Origin of the sequence: Streptomyces sp. NBC_00667 (assembly GCF_036226825.1) — a bacterium.
Lineage (GTDB): Bacteria > Actinomycetota > Actinomycetes > Streptomycetales > Streptomycetaceae > Streptomyces.
Genome location: NZ_CP109022.1, coordinates 1,804,467 through 1,817,937, shown reverse-complemented (window position 1 = coordinate 1,817,937; position 13,471 = coordinate 1,804,467). Strand labels below are relative to the sequence as shown.

The 13,471-nt window shown below is 73.3% G+C and carries 11 protein-coding genes; 9 read left to right on the top strand and 2 right to left on the bottom strand.

The window, feature by feature from the left end:
- Positions 1 to 33: 33 nt before the first annotated feature.
- Complete coding sequence (locus OHA81_RS08670; RefSeq protein ID WP_329194314.1) at positions 34 to 639, top strand: TetR/AcrR family transcriptional regulator; 606 nt, start codon at positions 34 to 36, stop codon at positions 637 to 639.
- Here the strand turns inward: OHA81_RS08670 and OHA81_RS08665 are convergent.
- Positions 629 to 1,540 (bottom strand): carbohydrate kinase family protein, encoded by a 912-nt coding sequence (locus OHA81_RS08665; protein WP_329202104.1) that lies wholly within the window; start codon positions 1,538 to 1,540, stop codon positions 629 to 631. The two genes, OHA81_RS08670 and OHA81_RS08665, sit on opposite strands and share 11 nt — an antisense overlap.
- Before the next feature lie 82 nt (positions 1,541 to 1,622).
- On the opposite strand from OHA81_RS08665, the gene OHA81_RS08660 reads away from it, so the two are divergent.
- Positions 1,623 to 2,054, top strand: a complete 432-nt coding sequence (locus OHA81_RS08660; RefSeq protein ID WP_329194312.1) for a Rieske (2Fe-2S) protein — start codon at positions 1,623 to 1,625, stop codon at positions 2,052 to 2,054.
- Positions 2,055 to 2,085: 31 nt separating this feature from the next.
- On the opposite strand, the gene OHA81_RS08655 is transcribed toward OHA81_RS08660, so the two are convergent.
- Positions 2,086 to 3,024 carry a hypothetical protein gene (locus OHA81_RS08655; protein ID WP_329194310.1) on the bottom strand — a complete coding sequence of 313 codons (939 nt, stop codon included), beginning with the start codon at positions 3,022 to 3,024 and terminating at the stop codon, positions 2,086 to 2,088.
- A 229-nt stretch (positions 3,025 to 3,253) separates the two neighbouring features.
- Between OHA81_RS08655 and OHA81_RS08650 the strand changes: the two genes are divergently transcribed.
- The 7 genes from OHA81_RS08650 to OHA81_RS08620 all read left to right on the top strand — a co-directional run bounded on the left by OHA81_RS08650 (position 3,254) and on the right by OHA81_RS08620 (position 13,347).
- Positions 3,254 to 3,844 (top strand): papain-like cysteine protease family protein, encoded by a 591-nt coding sequence (locus OHA81_RS08650; RefSeq protein WP_329194308.1) that lies wholly within the window; start codon positions 3,254 to 3,256, stop codon positions 3,842 to 3,844.
- Between the two features lie 4 nt (positions 3,845 to 3,848).
- Positions 3,849 to 4,631: a hypothetical protein gene (locus OHA81_RS08645; protein ID WP_329194306.1), complete on the top strand. Its 783-nt coding sequence runs from the start codon at positions 3,849 to 3,851 to the stop codon at positions 4,629 to 4,631.
- Positions 4,632 to 5,189: 558 nt separating this feature from the next.
- Positions 5,190 to 7,178 carry an excinuclease ABC subunit UvrC gene (uvrC, locus tag OHA81_RS08640; RefSeq protein WP_329194304.1) on the top strand — a complete coding sequence of 663 codons (1,989 nt, stop codon included), beginning with the start codon at positions 5,190 to 5,192 and terminating at the stop codon, positions 7,176 to 7,178.
- Positions 7,175 to 8,176, top strand: coding sequence for an RNase adapter RapZ (gene rapZ, locus OHA81_RS08635; protein WP_329194302.1), 1,002 nt, complete (start codon positions 7,175 to 7,177; stop codon positions 8,174 to 8,176). Before uvrC ends, rapZ begins: the two co-directional genes overlap by 4 nt.
- Entirely contained in the window at positions 8,173 to 9,237 is a 1,065-nt protein-coding gene (locus tag OHA81_RS08630; protein ID WP_329194300.1) for a gluconeogenesis factor YvcK family protein, read from the top strand. The genes rapZ and OHA81_RS08630 overlap by 4 nt, the downstream gene beginning before the upstream one ends.
- Positions 9,228 to 10,223 (top strand): DNA-binding protein WhiA, encoded by a 996-nt coding sequence (gene whiA / locus OHA81_RS08625; RefSeq protein WP_030237199.1) that lies wholly within the window; start codon positions 9,228 to 9,230, stop codon positions 10,221 to 10,223. Before OHA81_RS08630 ends, whiA begins: the two co-directional genes overlap by 10 nt.
- Before the next feature lie 163 nt (positions 10,224 to 10,386).
- Positions 10,387 to 13,347, top strand: coding sequence for a M14 family metallopeptidase (locus OHA81_RS08620; RefSeq protein WP_329194295.1), 2,961 nt, complete (start codon positions 10,387 to 10,389; stop codon positions 13,345 to 13,347).
- Positions 13,348 to 13,471 lie beyond the last annotated feature (124 nt).

Sequence of the window (13,471 nt, the reverse complement as noted above, 5' to 3'; positions counted from 1 at the left end):
TCACTCACCCCTGAACACCCTTAGAGTGAGTGAATGCTCACCTCGAAGTCAAGCCGTCCCACCCCCGAGCGGCTGCTCGACGCGGCGGAGACGCTCATGCGCACCGTCGGCCTGGCCAACACCACCACCAAGGCCATCGCCCGCGAGGCGGGCTGCTCGGAGGCCGCGCTCTACAAGCACTACGCCAACAAGGAGGAACTTTTCGTACGCGTCCTCATGGAGCGCACGCCCAACGCCGCGCCGCTCATGGCCGAGCTCGGGGCGGAGCACGACGAACGCCCGGTCGAGGAGGGCCTCCTCGCCATCGCGCGCCACGCCTCGCTGTTCTACGCCGACGCCATGCCCATGGCCGCTTCCCTCTTCGCCGAGCCCGCCCTGCTGACCCGGCACCGCGAGGGCGTCCAGCAGATCGGCACCGGGCCCCACGTCATCCGCGACGCCCTCGCCGGGCACCTGCGCCGCGAGCGCGAGCGCGGCAGGCTGCGCCCGGACGCCGATCCCGAAGCCGCCGCCGCGCTGCTGCTCGGCGCATGCTTCCAACGGGCGTTCTTCCTGCACTTCTCGGGAGAGGAAGTGGTGCGGCCGGTCGAGGAGTTCGCCTCCTCCGTGGCCGGCACCCTCTGGGCCGCTATGCGCTGAGCTCCGCCGCGTACGGGGGTTCCGCTCCCGCCCGGGTGCAGGTCAGCGCCGCCGCACGCGCCGCGTAGGCCAGTACGTCCGGCCAGTCCACGCCCCGCAGGGCCGCGTCCGGCCCGCCCGCCGACCCGCTGACGCCCGCCCCCGTCAGGCGGTGCAGGAGTGCCGCGTTGACGGTGTCGCCGGCGCCGATCGTGTCGGTGACGGTCACCGGACGGGCCGCCACCGTGTGCTCCGCGCCCTCCCGCGTCCATGCCGTGAGTCCGGCGGCGCCCCGGGTCAGCACCACCGCCGAGGGCCCCGCAGCCAGCCAGTCGCAGATCCGGCCGCCGAGCCACGCCGCGTCCTCCTCCGAGAGCTTCAAGACACAGACGTACGGGAGCATGCGCAGGAAGCGCTCGCGGTACGCGCCCGGGTCCGCGATCAGCGCCGGGCGGATGTTGGGGTCGAGCAGGGTCAGCAGCCCGCGCCCGGACTCCCGGCGCAGCAGGGCCTCGTACGCGCTCGCGCCGGGCTCCAGCACCAGCGAGCAGGTCCCGAGCGCGAGGGCCCGTGCAGCGGAGGGGAGCGCGGGCGGCAGGCTGAACAGCCGGTCGGCCGTGCCCTCGACGTAGAAGCGGTACGCGGCCGAGCCGTCCGGTGCCAGCGAGGGCACGGCGAGCGTCGTCGGCTCCGGCCCGCGCTGCACCAGCGAGAGGTCCACCCCGGCGGCCCGCAGCCCGGCCAGCAGGCTCTCGCCGAACCCGTCGGCGGAGACCCTGGAACAGAAGGCGACCCGCTCACCGAGCCGCCCCAGCGCCAGCGCGGTGTTGTACGGCCCGCCGCCCGGCCGGGGCGCGAGGGCGCCCGGCGGCTCCGCGAGGGGCACCAGGTCGATCAGGGCTTCTCCACCGACGACGATCACGCGGGGAAAGTACCCCATCGGGCGGCGGTATCGTCGGGTGGGCCCGGCCGGCCGCCGGCCCCCACGACACCAGGAGCACCGCATGTCCGCGTCCCCGCCCGCCGCCCGCCGCACCGTGCTCAAGGGCGCGGCCGCCCTCGCCGGGGCTGCCGGCGCCGGACCGGCCCTCGCGGCCTGCTCCCCCGGGGCGAGCGGCGCGGCGGGCTCCCCGGCGGTCCCGGCCGAGCCGGTCGAGCTCGGCGCGGTCGCGGAGGTCCCGGTCGGGGGCGCGAAGCTCTACCGGGAGCACAAGCTCGTCGTCAGCTGCCCGGCGGAGGGCCGGTACAAGGCGTTCAGCGCCCAGTGCACGCACGCGGGCTGCATCCTGGACAAAATCGTCGAAGGGCAGGGCAACTGCCCCTGCCACGGCAGCCGCTTCGACGTGAGCACCGGCAAGGTGCTGCGCGGCCCGGCCGCCGACCCGCTGTCGCCGGTCCCCGTCAAGGCGGAGGGCGGCAAGCTGATCGCCGGCTGAGTGCGAAGGGCGGCCGGGCGCACGGCCCGGCTCAGTCCCAGTCCCAGGCGATGCCCAGGATGCCGCGCCGGACCGACTCCTCCACGAGGTGCACGGCCCGGTGGCGCCCGCTCGGGGTCAGATCCGCCAGTGCGGTGCGCGGCGCGCCCGGGCTGCTGCGGGCGAAGCGCCGGCAGCGCACCGGCAGCGCCGCCTCGTCGAAGCGGACCTGGAGCACGTACTGGCCGCCGGTGTAGGTGAACCCGCGTACGTACTCGGTGCAGCGGCCGCCCGTGCCGTCTTCGAAGCCGTAGCCGAAGAGGTACGTGTCGCCGCTGCGCAGCCGGGCGTCGAAGAGCAGCTCGGCGACCATCACCCCGGCCTCGCGGTGCCACCGCACCCGGCCGGTCCGGCAGTTCTCGCCCGCGCGGACCCGGATCCGCTCGGGGTCGCAGCCCGGGTCGCCGTGGTGGACGGCGAGGTAGCGGTCGACGCCGTCGCGGTGGGCCCGTACGACGTGCTGCGAGGCGCGGTCCAGCAGCTCGCCACCCGCGCCGACGCGCACCCGCTCGTGGTGGCCGACCGTGTGGAGGCCGCCGTCGGCGGGCAGTTCCAGGCCGGCCAGCAGCTCGTCCACCGCGGCACCCGCGCTGACCAGGGCCCGGTACGAGCGGGCGGGCGGACGGTTGGGGGCGGACCGGGCGCCCTGGGGTGCGGACAGCAGTCGCAGTAACGTTCCCTCGGGCAGTTCCAGGATCTGCTCCAGGGCGCGTACGGCCCTCAGCGACTCGGGCCGCTGCGGGCGCCGGGCGCCCTGCTGCCAGTAGCTGAGGCTGGTCACGCCGACCTTGATGCCCTGGGCCGCGAGCCGGTGCTGCACCCGGTGCAGGGGCAGGCCACGGGCGGTGAGCGCGGCGCGCAGCGCGAGGTGGAAGGGGCCGCCGCGCAGCAGTCGCGGCAGGTCCGGGTCGCTTTCGGGGCTCGGCGGCACCGGTCCTCCCTCCTGTGAACGTTCACGTGTGGCGGGGCGGGGGACCGCGCCGGTGACGTCTGTGGTCCAGGTGACGGGACGGCCGCCGTTCACACCGGCGCCCCGCCGTTCACACCGCGATGTCACCGTGCATTGAAGCCTGTTGACCTGATCGCGACAACACCCTGATGCTCCCCTCAGCGTCCGGACGCGCTCCTCCATCCCCACTCCCCCCCACGGGAGGAACGCGATGCGCAACCCCAACCGGCGGCTTTCCCTGGCCGCCTTCCTCACCGCCCTGCTGTTCGCACTGCCCGCCGGCACCGCCACCGCCGCCGATGCCGGCACGGAATCCGCACTGTCCTACAACCGCCTGGACATCACGATGCAGGCGCAGCAGAAGACCAACTGGTGCTGGGCCGCCTCGGGCAACACCATCGCCACCTGGTTCGGCCGCAACTACAGCCAGAACCAGTTCTGCAACGCCGCCTTCAACCGCCAGCAGGGCACGGAATGCCCCAACAACCAAGCCACCTTGGGCAACGTCCAGACCGCCCTGCGCTGGGCCGGCATCAACTCCGGCTCGTACGTCACCGGATGGCTCCAGTACTCGACCGTCCAGAGCGAGATCAACGCCAACCGGCCGGTGGAGACCCGCATCCAGTGGTCCAACGGGGGCGGTCACATGCACGTCCTGTACGGCTACGACACCGCCAGCAGCTGGGTGTACTGGGGCGACCCCTGGCCCTCCAACAACCGCTACAACTGGGCCTCCCACGCCTGGTACGTCGACAACAGCACCTTCTCCTGGACCCACTCCCTCTACCGGATCGGAGCGTGACCGCGTGAACGCCGACCAGTTGCGTACCGCCGCCGTCGCGGTCCTCGCCACCGCCGCCGCCTGCCTGGCGCTGGCACCCCAGGCGCAGGCGGCCCCCGTGCCGCAGCCGCAGTCCGCTACCGCCGAGGTCAAGGCGGCGGCCGGACAGGCGGCCGCCGCGCCCGCGACGATGGCCACCCTGTCCCGGTTCTTCGCGCGGGAGGGCAAGGTCGCGGTGACCGCCGCGCAGCCGCGGGTGGAGGGCGAGGCGATCGGGGTGAACTACCTCTCGCCGGACTTCGTGGCCGGCAAGGCCGGGGCGCCGGTCGCCCGGCTGGAGTTCCTCGCCAGCAAGGCGGTCTCCTCGGACGGTCAGCAGGCCGCGCTGTGGACGGCGCGGACGGAGGCCGGATGGCAGGTGGTGAACATCGCCACCGGCGACGACGAGTTCCGCTACGCGCGGCTCGGCGCGGAGAAACTGCCGGGCGGGACGGTGTTCCGGGAGCCGCAGATCGACGCGTGGTACGTGGCCCGGGGAGCGGAGGTGTTGCCGCTGGACGAGGACGCGGAGCGGGCCGTCGGCGCCGGGGGAACGAGCCTGGCCGCGTACCGGGCGCGGGTCGCCCGGGCGTACGGGGACAAGCTGCCGGGATCGGCGTACGCGAAGGCCGGTAAGGCCGGGGGCTACGCGGGTGGCTCCGCCGGCAGCTCCCCGGACATCCCGGCCGGTGCCGCTGCCGGGGGCCTGGCCTTGGCGGGGGCCGGAGTCGGCGCCCTGATCCGCCGCCGCCGGGCCCTGCGCCCCTAGTTCCGCCGGGCCCTGGGCCCCCAGCCCCGCCGGGCCCTGCCGCCCCGCCAGGCGGCAGGGCTCGGCGGGGCCCGCCCAGGCCCCGTCCCGCTGCCCGGCCCCCCGGGACGGGGGTGCGAGCCCGGCCGGGTCGGGTGCGGCGCCCTGGCCGGGCCCGCTGCGCGGCCAGGGCCCTCCCCGCCCCTTCCCGAAACCGGCGGCGAGCCCCCGGCCCCCCGGTCGTGCGCCCCCGAGCCCCCGACCGCCGCGCGCGCATGGCGGTCGGGGGCTCCGCCCCGTCCCGCCTCCGGCGGCAAGCCCCCGCGGCCCCGCCCTCCCCGGGACGGCCGCCCCGCGCCCGCCCGCGCCCGCCCGCCCGCGCCCGCCCGGGCCCGTCCGCCCGGGCCCCCGCCCCGGCCCGTCATGCCGGGCAGGCGGTGCGGCAGGGGCCCGGGGGCCGTTCACGGCGGGGCGGGGGAACGTTCCCGGCCGGGGTGCCCCCGGGATCCGGTGCAGCAGCCCCGGCCGGGGGAGAGGCGTGGGGGTGGGTTGTCCGTCGGCGACAGTAGGGTGGTTGGCATGGCCGACCCCTCCAGCTACCGCCCCCAGCCGGGGCAGGTCCCCGAGTCCCCGGGCGTCTACAAGTTCCGCGACGAGCACCGCCGGGTGATCTACGTCGGGAAGGCCAAGAGCCTGCGCCAACGCCTGGCCAGCTACTTCCAGGACGTCGCGAACCTGCACCCCCGTACCGCCACCATGGTGACGACCGCCGCCTCCGTCGAATGGACCGTCGTCTCCACCGAGGTCGAGGCGCTCCAGCTCGAATACTCCTGGATCAAGGAGTTCGACCCCCGGTTCAACGTCAAGTACCGGGACGACAAGAGCTACCCCTCCCTCGCCGTGACGATGAACGAGGAGTACCCCCGGGTCCAGGTCATGCGCGGCCCCAAGAAGAAGGGCGTGCGTTACTTCGGGCCCTACGGCCACGCCTGGGCGATCCGCGAGACCGTCGACCTGATGCTCCGGGTGTTCCCCGTGCGGACCTGCTCCGCCGGGGTGTTCAAGCGGTCCGCCCAGATCGGCCGGCCCTGCCTGCTCGGCTACATCGGCAAGTGCTCCGCCCCCTGCGTCGGCCGCGTCACCCCCGAGGAGCACCGCGAACTCGCCGGGGACTTCTGCGACTTCATGGCGGGACGCACCGGCACCTACCTCTCCCGCCTGGAGAAGGACATGCACGAGGCGGCCGAGGAGATGGAGTACGAGAAGGCCGCCCGGCTGCGCGACGACATAGGGGCCCTGCGCCGGGCCATGGAGAAGAACGCCGTCGTGCTCGCCGACGCCACCGACGCCGACCTCATCGCGGTCGCCGAGGACGAGCTGGAAGCCGCCGTGCAGATCTTCCACGTGCGCGGCGGCCGGGTCCGCGGCCAGCGCGGATGGGTCACCGACAAGGTGGAGGCCGTCGACACGGCGGGCCTGGTCGAGCACGCCCTCCAGCAGCTGTACGGCGAGGAGAAGGGCGAGGCCGTCCCCAAGGAGGTGCTGGTGCCCGCCCTGCCCGAGGACACGCCGGTGCTCGGCCAGTGGCTCGCCGAGCGGCGCGGTTCGCAGGTCAGCCTGCGCATCCCACAGCGCGGGGACAAGAAGGCCCTCATGGAGACCGTCCACCGCAACGCGCAGCAGTCCCTCGCCCTGCACAAGACCAAGCGGGCCGCCGACCTCACCACCCGCTCCCGCGCCCTGGAGGAGATCGCCGAGGCCCTGGAGCTGGACGGCGCGCCGCTGCGCATCGAGTGCTTCGACATCTCGCACCTCCAGGGCGACGACGTCGTGGCCTCCATGGTCGTCTTCGAGGACGGTCTGGCCCGCAAGAGCGAGTACCGGCGCTTCCAGATCAAGTCGTTCGAAGGGCAGGACGACGTCCGCTCCATGCACGAGGTGGTCTCCCGGCGCTTCAGGCGCTACCTCCAGGAGAAGTTGAAGACGGGCGAGTGGTCCCCGGAAGACGGGGAGACGAACGGCCCCGAAGAGGACGACGGGCGCCCCAAGCGCTTCGCGTACCCGCCGCAGCTCGTCGTGGTCGACGGCGGCCGGCCGCAGGTCACCGCAGCCAAGCGGGCCCTGGAGGAGCTGGGGATCGACGACGTGGCGGTGTGCGGCCTCGCCAAGCGGCTGGAGGAGGTGTGGCTGCCCGGCGAGGACGACCCGGTGGTGCTGCCCCGCACCAGCGAGGGCCTCTACCTGCTCCAGCGGGTGCGTGACGAAGCCCACCGCTTCGCCATCCAGTACCAGCGCAACAAGCGCGGAAAGCGGTTCAAGGCGGGCCCGCTGGACGAGGTGCCCGGTCTCGGCGAGAGCCGCAAGCAGGCCCTGATCAAGCACTTCGGTTCGGTGAAGAAGCTGAGAGCGGCGACAATCAACCAGATCTGCGAGGTCCCCGGCATAGGCCGCAAGACGGCCGAGACCGTGGCCGCCGCGCTCGCCCAGGCCGTCCCCGCCCGTCCTGCCGTCAACATGGCGACAGGAGAGATCATCGAAGACGAGTCCGAACGGGGGACAACGCCATGACCGAGCGACCGGCGAACGACCACGCGGCGAACGAAGCCGCGGCGAACGCAGCTGACCAGAACGACACCGAGTACGACCGAGACGGAGCACAGGTGAGTACGGGCACGACAGTGGAGCCCGGCGAGACCGCCGAGGCGGCCATCCCCGAGCTGGTGATCATCTCCGGGATGTCCGGGGCCGGCCGCAGTACCGCGGCCAAGTGCCTGGAGGACCTCGGCTGGTTCGTCGTGGACAACCTCCCGCCGGCGCTGATCCCCACCATGGTGGAGCTCGGCGCCCGCTCGCAGGGCAACGTGGCGCGCATCGCCGTCGTCGTGGACGTCCGCGGCCGCCAGTTCTTCGACGCCCTGCGCGAGTCCCTCGCCGACCTGGAGTCCCGCGGGGTCACCCGCCGCATCGTCTTCCTGGAGTCCTCCGACGACGCGCTGGTCCGCCGCTTCGAGTCGGTCCGCCGCCCGCACCCCCTCCAGGGCGACGGGCGCATCGTCGACGGCATCGCCGCCGAGCGCGACCTGCTGCGCGAGCTGCGCGGTGACGCCGACCTCGTCATCGACACCTCCAGCCTGAACGTGCACGAGCTGCGCGCCAAGATGGACGCCCGGTTCGCGGGTGACGAGGAGCCCGAGCTGCGGGCCACCGTCATGTCCTTCGGCTACAAGTACGGCCTCCCCGTCGACGCCGACCTCGTCGTCGACTGCCGGTTCATCCCCAACCCGCACTGGGTCCCGGAGCTGCGCCCCTTCACCGGGCTCAACCCGGAGGTGTCGGGGTACGTGTTCAGCCAGCCCGGCGCCAAGGAGTTCCTCGACCGGTACACCGAGCTGCTCCAGCTCATCGCCACCGGCTACCGCCGTGAGGGCAAGCGGTACGTGACCATCGCGGTCGGCTGCACGGGCGGCAAGCACCGCAGCGTGGCCATGTCCGAGAAGCTCGCGGCCCGCCTCGCCTCCGAGGGAGTAGAGACCGTCGTCGTCCACCGGGACATGGGGCGCGAGTGACCGGACGCTCCCTGCGCCTGCGCCGCCTGCGCCGTCTCGCCCCCGGCCGGGGTGAGGACGGCGCGGGCCGCACCGGGCGCCGCGCCGCCGCCAAGGTGGTCGCGCCCAAGGTCGTCGCCCTCGGCGGGGGCATGGGCCTGTCGGCCTCCCTGGCCGCGCTGCGCCGGATCACCGGCGAGCTCACGGCCGTGGTCACCGTCGCCGACGACGGCGGCTCCAGCGGCCGGCTCCGCGAGGAGCTCGGCGTGCTGCCGCCCGGGGACCTGCGCAAGGCGCTGGCCGCGCTGTGCGGGGACGACGAGTGGGGCCAGACCTGGGCCCGCGTCATCCAGCACCGGTTCCAGTCGGCGGGGGACCTGCACGAGCACGCGGTCGGCAACCTGCTGATCGTCGCCCTGTGGGAGCAGCTCGGCGACCCCGTGCAGGCGCTCGACCTGGTCGGCAAGCTGCTCGGCGCGCAGGGCAGGGTGCTGCCGATGTCGGCGGTCCCGCTGGAGCTCCAGGCACTGGTCAAGGGCCACGACCCGGCGCGCCCGCAGGACGTGGACACCGTGCGGGGGCAGGCCACGGTGGCCCTGACCCCGGGCGAGGTGCTGTCCGTACAGGTCGTCCCCGGCGATCCGCCGGCCGTGCCGGAGGCGGTCGCGGCCGTGCTCGACGCGGACTGGGTGGTGCTCGGGCCGGGGTCCTGGTTCTCCTCGGTGATCCCGCACCTGCTGGTGCCGGAACTGCTCGACGCGCTGATCACGACGAAGGCCCGCAGGGTGCTGTCGCTGAACCTCGCGCCGCAGCCCGGTGAAACAGAGGGCTTCTCTCCGCAGCGTCATTTGGAGGTTTTGGCCCGACACGCCCCTAAACTCGCCCTGGACGTGGTGTTGGCCGACGAGGCCGCCGTGCCCGACCGCGAGTCCCTGGCCGATGCCGCAAAACGGTTCGGCGCCGCGGTCGAGCTGGCGCCCGTGGCCAGGCAGGACGGGGCTCCGAAGCATGATCCGGAGCTGCTGGCCGCCGCGTACGACCGTATTTTTCGGATGCATGGAAGGATCGGCCCATGGCGATGACGCCCGCGGTGAAGGATGAGATCTCCCGCCTCCCCGTCACCCGGACCTGCTGCAGGAAGGCGGAGGTCTCGGCGATCCTTCGGTTCGCGGGCGGGCTGCACCTGGTGAGCGGCCGCATCGTCATCGAGGCGGAGCTCGATACCGGCATCGCCGCCCGGCGCCTGCGCAAGGACATCCTGGAGATCTTCGGGCACTCCTCGGACCTGGTGGTGATGGCCCCGGGCGGGCTGCGCCGCGGCAGCCGCTTCGTCGTCCGGGTCGTGGCCGGCGGGGACCAGCTGGCCCGCCAGACCGGCCTGGTGGACGGGCGCGGCCGCCCCATCCGGGGTCTGCCCCCGCAAGTGGTCTCCGGGGCCACCTGCGACGCCGAGGCGGCCTGGCGCGGCGCCTTCCTGGCCCACGGCTCGCTCACCGAGCCGGGCCGGTCCTCCTCCCTGGAGGTCACCTGCCCGGGACCGGAGGCCGCCCTGGCCCTGGTGGGCGCCGCCCGCAGGCTCTCGATCGCCGCGAAGGCGCGCGAGGTGCGCGGGGTGGACCGGGTCGTGGTCCGCGACGGCGACGCGATCGGCGCGCTGCTGACCCGGCTGGGTGCCCACGAGTCGGTTCTGGCGTGGGAGGAGCGGCGGATGCGGCGCGAGGTGCGCGCCACCGCCAACCGCCTCGCGAACTTCGACGACGCCAACCTGCGCCGCTCGGCGCGGGCCGCGGTGGCCGCCGGAGCGCGCGTGCAGCGCGCGCTGGAGATCCTCGGCGAGGAGGTCCCCGAGCACCTCGCCGCGGCCGGCCGGCTGCGCATGGAGCACAAGCAGGCCTCCCTCGAGGAGCTGGGCGCGCTCGCCGACCCGCCGCTGACCAAGGACGCGGTCGCGGGCCGGATCCGGCGGCTGCTGGCGATGGCCGACAAGCGGGCGCAGGACCTGGGCATCCCGGGCACGGAGTCGAACCTCGACCTCAGCGAGGAACTGGCCGACAACATGGCCGGCTGAACCCCCCTCGGCCCTCGGGCCGGTCTCCGTACGGAGCAGGGAAGACAGGGGCCCGCACGGGTGATCGTGCGGGCCCCGCGTCGTACGCCCCATTGACATGGGCATGGGCGATCGTGAGCCTGGCTCCCAACGCTTTCGTGGCAGACGACGCCCAGGGGGGCACATGAGGCACCGCGCGAGATCGATCCTCGCCGCTAGCGCACTCGTCATCGGAACCACACTCGCCGCCTCACCCGTAGCGGCGCACGCCCGGCCCGCGGCGGACGGCGGAGCCGGACCGGCCTCCGACGAGGTCCGGGTCTACGACGCCGACCTCACCAAGGAACAGATCCCGCTCGTCCTCGCCGCCGGCCAGGACGCCCACGAACTGGCCGCGCACCCGCCCGAGAGCGGGACGGCGAAGGCCGAACTGTTCCTCACCGCGGGGCAGGCAGGGGGACTCGCCGCACAAGGCGTCAAGATCGCCGAGCGCAAGACCGCCCCGAGCGCCCGCGCCGAAGCCCCTGGGGACGGCGTCTTCCGCCCGTACAGCGGCAAGGGCGGCCTCCAGGAGGAGATCCTCGCCACCGCGCGGGCCAACCCGTCCCTCACCAAGGTCGTCTCCATCGGCAAGACCGTCCGGGGCAAGGACATCCTCGCCCTGAAGGTCACCAAGGACGCCAAGAAGACCAAGGACGGCGCCAAGCCCTCGGTGCTCTACATGTCCAACCAGCACGCCCGCGAGTGGATCACCCCCGAGATGACCCGGCGGCTGATGCACCGGACGCTGGACACCTACGGCAAGGACCAGCGCATCACCAAGCTGGTGGACTCCACCGAACTGTGGTTCCTGCTCTCCGCCAACCCCGACGGCTACGACTACACGCACGCCCCCGACGGGCAGCGGCTGTGGCGCAAGAACCTGCGCGACAACGACGGCGACGGCAAGATCACCGCCGTCGACGGGGTCGACCCGAACCGGAACTTCGCCTACAGGTGGGGGTACGACGACGAGGGCTCCTCCGAGAGCCCGTCGAGCGAGACCTACCGCGGCCCGAAGGCGAACTCCGAGCCCGAGACCGTCGCCCTGGACGCCTTCGAGAAGCGCGTCGGCTTCGCGTACGCGATCAACTACCACTCGGCCGCCGAGCTGCTGCTCTACGGGGTGGGCTGGCAGGTCGCCACCCCCACCCCCGACGACGTGGCCTACAAGGCGCTCGCCGGCACCCCCGAGCACTCGGCCATCCCCGGCTACTACCCCCAGGTGTCCTCCGAGCTCTACACCACCAACGGCGAGGCCGACGGCCACGCGGCCAACGTCAACGGCGTCATGATGTTCACGCCGGAGATGAGCACCTGCCAGACGGCGTCCGCCGTCGATCCCGGCGACCGGTGGAAGCCCGAGGACTGCCGGTCCGTCTTCAACTTCCCCGACGACGAGAAGCTCATCCAGGCCGAGTTCGCCAAGAACGTCCCCTTCGCGCTGTCGGTCGCCGAGAGCGCCGCGCACCCGGACCGGCCGGTGTCCTCCGTCGGCCTGAGCGCCGCCGACTTCACCGTGGACCCCTTCACCACCTCCTACGTGCAGCGCGGCGAGGACCAGACCGTCTCCGTCACCGCCCGCAAGGCGCTGCGGGACAAGCAGCTCAAGTTCCGCGTCAACGGCGGCCGCACCCACGACGACGGGCTCAAGGCCTGGAAGGGCGGCGAGGTCTACGGCGGCGACGACAACAACTGGTTCGACGAGTACCGGGCCAAGGTGGACGGCGCCGAGCCGGGCGACAAGGTCGAGGTCTGGTTCACCGGCCGCGACCGGGGCAGGGAGATCTCCAGCGAGCACTTCACCTACACGGTGGCCGAACGGCCGCGCGACGCCGACGTCCTCGTGATCGCCGAGGAAGGCGCCAAGGCCACCCACGCCGAGGAGTACGTCGCCGCCCTGCGCGCCAACGGCAAGAAGGCGGCCGTCTGGGACGTCGCCACCCAGGGCGTCCCGCACCACCTCGGGGTGCTCTCCCACTTCCGCACGGCCGTCCACTACACCGGGGCCAAGAGCCCCGGCGGCGACACCCAGCTCGCGGTGCGCGACTTCCTCAACGAGGGCGGCAAACTCATCGAGGCCGGCGAGCTGGCGGGCGGCAACGCCCAGGTCGGCCGCGCCGCCACCGACGACTTCAGCCAGTACTACCTCGGCGCCTACGGCCGGGCCGACGTCAGCGGGCCCACCGCCTTCACCGGCGCGGGCGCCCTCAGCGGAGCCAAGGCAGCCCTCGGGAACGCGGCGGACAACCCGCTGGACCACCCCGGTTCCTACTCCGTGACCTCGCAAACCCTGCCACCGGCGCGGTTCCCGCAGTTCAAGAGCGCGCAGGCGGGCCAGTACGACGGGGTCGTGAACCCGTACGCCCCCTACGCGGGCACCGGGATGGCCTCGGCCACCCACGAGGACAACGAGTGGAAGCGGCTGACCCGCACCATCGACCTCACCGGCGTCACGGCCGCCGACCGGCCGCAGCTCAAGGCGGCCCTCAACTGGAACACCGAGCCGGGGTACGACCACGCCGTCCTGGAGGCGCACACCGTCGGGGCGGAGGACTGGACCACGCTGCCCGAGGCCGGCGGCCTCAGCAGCACCGCGGTCCCCGCCGAGTGCGAGGCCGGGTTCTTCATCAACGGACACCCCTTCCTGCGCCATTACCTCGACCTGACGGCCGGCGGCTGCACGCCGCACGGCAGCAGCGGGGCGTGGAACAGCTTCACCGGCTCCTCGGGCGGCTGGAAGCAGGTCTCCTTCGACCTGAGCGCCTACGCCGGAAAGTCCGTCGAGGTCTCGCTGTCCTACATCACCGACGGCGGGGCGGGCGGCCGCGGCGTCTTCGCCGACGAGGCGAGGCTGAACGTCGGCGGGGCGGACCGGGCCGTCGAGGGCTTCGAGACCTCGCTGGGGGCGTGGACGGCGCAGGGCGCACCGGCCGGGAGCCCCGTCGTCCCGGGTGATTGGTACAGGTCCGGGGAGCTCTTCAAGTCCTACGCCGCTGTCACTACGCGTGACACGGTCCTGCTCGGATTCGGCCTGGAACACGTCCCGACGGCGTCCGACCGTGCCGTACTCGTCGGTAGGGCACTCCGTTCACTGAACCACTGATTCCAGGCTTAGCGGGCCCTCACTCCGGGTAACGGGGACAAGGTCCCAGAGGTCCCGTGCCGGCACGTCCGGCACGGGGCCTCGCGGTGTCATTCCTGGGAAGCAGGGGAGTGTCAGCCGTCGG

Bases quoted from the DNA above. Each gene is read 5' to 3' on its own strand.
- OHA81_RS08670 (WP_329194314.1), top strand. From the start codon at position 34: ATGCTCACCTCGAAGTCAAGCCGTCCCACCCCCGAGCGGCTGCTCGAC.
- OHA81_RS08660 (WP_329194312.1), top strand. From the start codon at position 1,623: ATGTCCGCGTCCCCGCCCGCCGCCCGCCGCACCGTGCTCAAGGGCGCG.
- OHA81_RS08650 (WP_329194308.1), top strand. From the start codon at position 3,254: ATGCGCAACCCCAACCGGCGGCTTTCCCTGGCCGCCTTCCTCACCGCC.
- uvrC (WP_329194304.1), top strand. From the start codon at position 5,190: ATGGCCGACCCCTCCAGCTACCGCCCCCAGCCGGGGCAGGTCCCCGAG.
- rapZ (WP_329194302.1), top strand. From the start codon at position 7,175: ATGACCGAGCGACCGGCGAACGACCACGCGGCGAACGAAGCCGCGGCG.
- whiA (WP_030237199.1), top strand. From the start codon at position 9,228: ATGGCGATGACGCCCGCGGTGAAGGATGAGATCTCCCGCCTCCCCGTC.
- OHA81_RS08620 (WP_329194295.1), top strand. From the start codon at position 10,387: ATGAGGCACCGCGCGAGATCGATCCTCGCCGCTAGCGCACTCGTCATC.